Source organism: Trebonia sp. (assembly GCF_049794275.1).
In the GTDB taxonomy this organism is placed as follows: domain Bacteria; phylum Actinomycetota; class Actinomycetes; order Streptosporangiales; family Streptosporangiaceae; genus Trebonia.
Map to the genome: position 1 here is coordinate 1 of NZ_JBARCR010000040.1, position 1,971 is coordinate 1,971.

At 72.5% G+C, this 1,971-nt stretch carries 2 protein-coding genes; one reads left to right on the forward strand and one right to left on the reverse strand.

Annotation, left to right across the window (positions count from 1 at the left end; translation table 11 throughout):
- On the forward strand, positions 1 to 1,130 hold a 1,130-nt coding region (locus WA805_RS01020), incomplete at its 5' end, for a 3'-5' exonuclease (protein ID WP_425241428.1).
- 4 nt (positions 1,131 to 1,134) lie between these two features.
- Here the strand turns inward: WA805_RS01020 and WA805_RS01025 are convergent.
- On the reverse strand, positions 1,135 to 1,971 hold an 837-nt coding region (locus WA805_RS01025), incomplete at its 5' end, for a DUF6542 domain-containing protein (RefSeq protein WP_425241429.1).

The following is a 1,971-nucleotide window of genomic DNA, read 5'->3' on the forward strand; positions in this document are numbered from 1 at the left end:
CCCGTGTCTTCGAGGAAGTGTTCATCCGGGTCGGGCTGCCGTACCGGGTGGTCGGCGGTGTCCGGTTCTACGAGCGGCGCGAGGTCCGCGACCTGCTGGCCTACCTGCGGCTGATCGCCAACCCGGCGGACGAGGTGTCGCTGCGCCGGGTGCTCAACGTGCCGAAGCGCGGCATCGGGGACCGCGCGGAAGAGTATGTCGCGGCGTACGCCGCTCGCGAGCGCATCACGTTCGCCGAGGCGCTGCGCTCTCCGTCCGAGGTGCCTGGTCTCGCCGCGAGGTCGGCAGCGGCGATCGCCGGATTCAACGCGCTGACCGGCGACCTGCGGGAGCAGGCCGCGACGGGAGGCCCGGTGGCCGAGCTCGTCGAGGCGGTGCTCGACAGGACCGGCTACCAGGCCTCGCTGGAGACCTCGCCGGACCTGCAGGACGCCACCCGGGTGGAGAACCTGCAGGAAATGGTGTCGGTGGCGCGCGAGTTCGACGCCTCACAGTCATCCCAAGCACGGGCGGACGGCACGCTCGCGGACTTCCTCGAGCGGGTGGCGCTCGTCGCCGACGCGGACGAGATCCCCGACGGCGAGGACCACGGCGGCATGGTGACGCTGATGACGCTGCACACGGCCAAGGGCCTGGAGTTCCCCGTGGTGTTCCTCACCGGCATGGAGGAAGAGGTGTTCCCGCACGCCAGGTCGCTGACCAACCAGCGGGAGCTCGAGGAGGAACGGCGGCTCGCCTACGTGGGGATCACCCGCGCGAAGGAGCGGCTGTACCTGACGCGGGCAGCGGCCCGTAACTGGTGGGGACGGCCGTCTTTCCACACCCCGTCCCGGTTCTTGTCCGAGATCCCCGCGTCGCTGATCGAATGGCGGCGCGACGCCCTGGCGGCGGCCGCGGCTTCCGCGCCGGCTTCCGAGCGGATGGCCACCCGCCCGGGCGTGACGACGGTCGGCAACCGGACCGTCCCCGCGCTGGCGCCTGGCGACCGGGTGACGCACGACAAGTTCGGCCTCGGCACGGTGGTGTCCGCCGACGGCTACGGCGACCAGGCCGAAGCCAAGATCGACTTCGGCGGCGAGTACGGCGTCAAGCACCTGGTACTCCGCTACGCCCCCCTGGAAAAGCTCTAGCGCGTCAGTACGTGGGGCGGCGGTCGTCACGGGAGGTGCGCGGATCCCGCTGGTCGCGGGGAGTCCATGAGGGGCGGTCGCCACGCCCGCTGCCGTTGCTGCTCCAGCGGTCACCGTTGGCGCGCTGGTCACCCGCGCCTGGCCGGCCACCTCGCTGGTCGCGAGTCGGGCGCAGGCCGCGGCCGTTCCAGCGAGCATCGGCGCCCTGTTCGTCGCTGGCTTCGCGGCCGGGGCTGGGAGCGGCGGGGCGCGGGCTGGGCCCGGGGCGCGGACGGGCGACGTTGCCTGCGGCGCCGCCGGACATCGGGAACTGGCCGGCGACGAGTTGCCTCGAAAGAAGCCAGCGGCCGCCGGCGATCACCAGCACAAGGATGGTCGCGGCGCCCATGGCGAAGAAGACGTTGGCGATCCACTGCAGGAAGTTGACGCCGATTTCCGTCGTCGAGGTGTCCACGCCACGGTCGTGGATGGCCCCGGTGACCGCGGCGCCGAAGAAGAGGACCAGCGCCGGGAGCGGAATGAGCACGTAGAGCCGGCGACGCCGGATGGCGAGAGCCGCGATGATCGAACCCACGACCGTGCAGAATCCAAGCCAGAAGCCCGGCTCCCTGCCGGTCAGCGCCGTGCCGATCACGCCGAGCAGGGCGGCGGCCAGCAAGATGGAGACCGCGCCGCGGGTGGACAGCGAGCCGAGCCAGCGGAACGCCGGCGGCCGCCGGCTTCTGAGCTGATCACCCGGGACCCCGGGGGTCCGCCCGGTGCGGCGCTGCCCGGCGCGGAAGCCATCGTCCCGGCCTCCGGGGCCTCCCGGAGCGCTGGGCTGATTCCTGCGGGGTGCGCC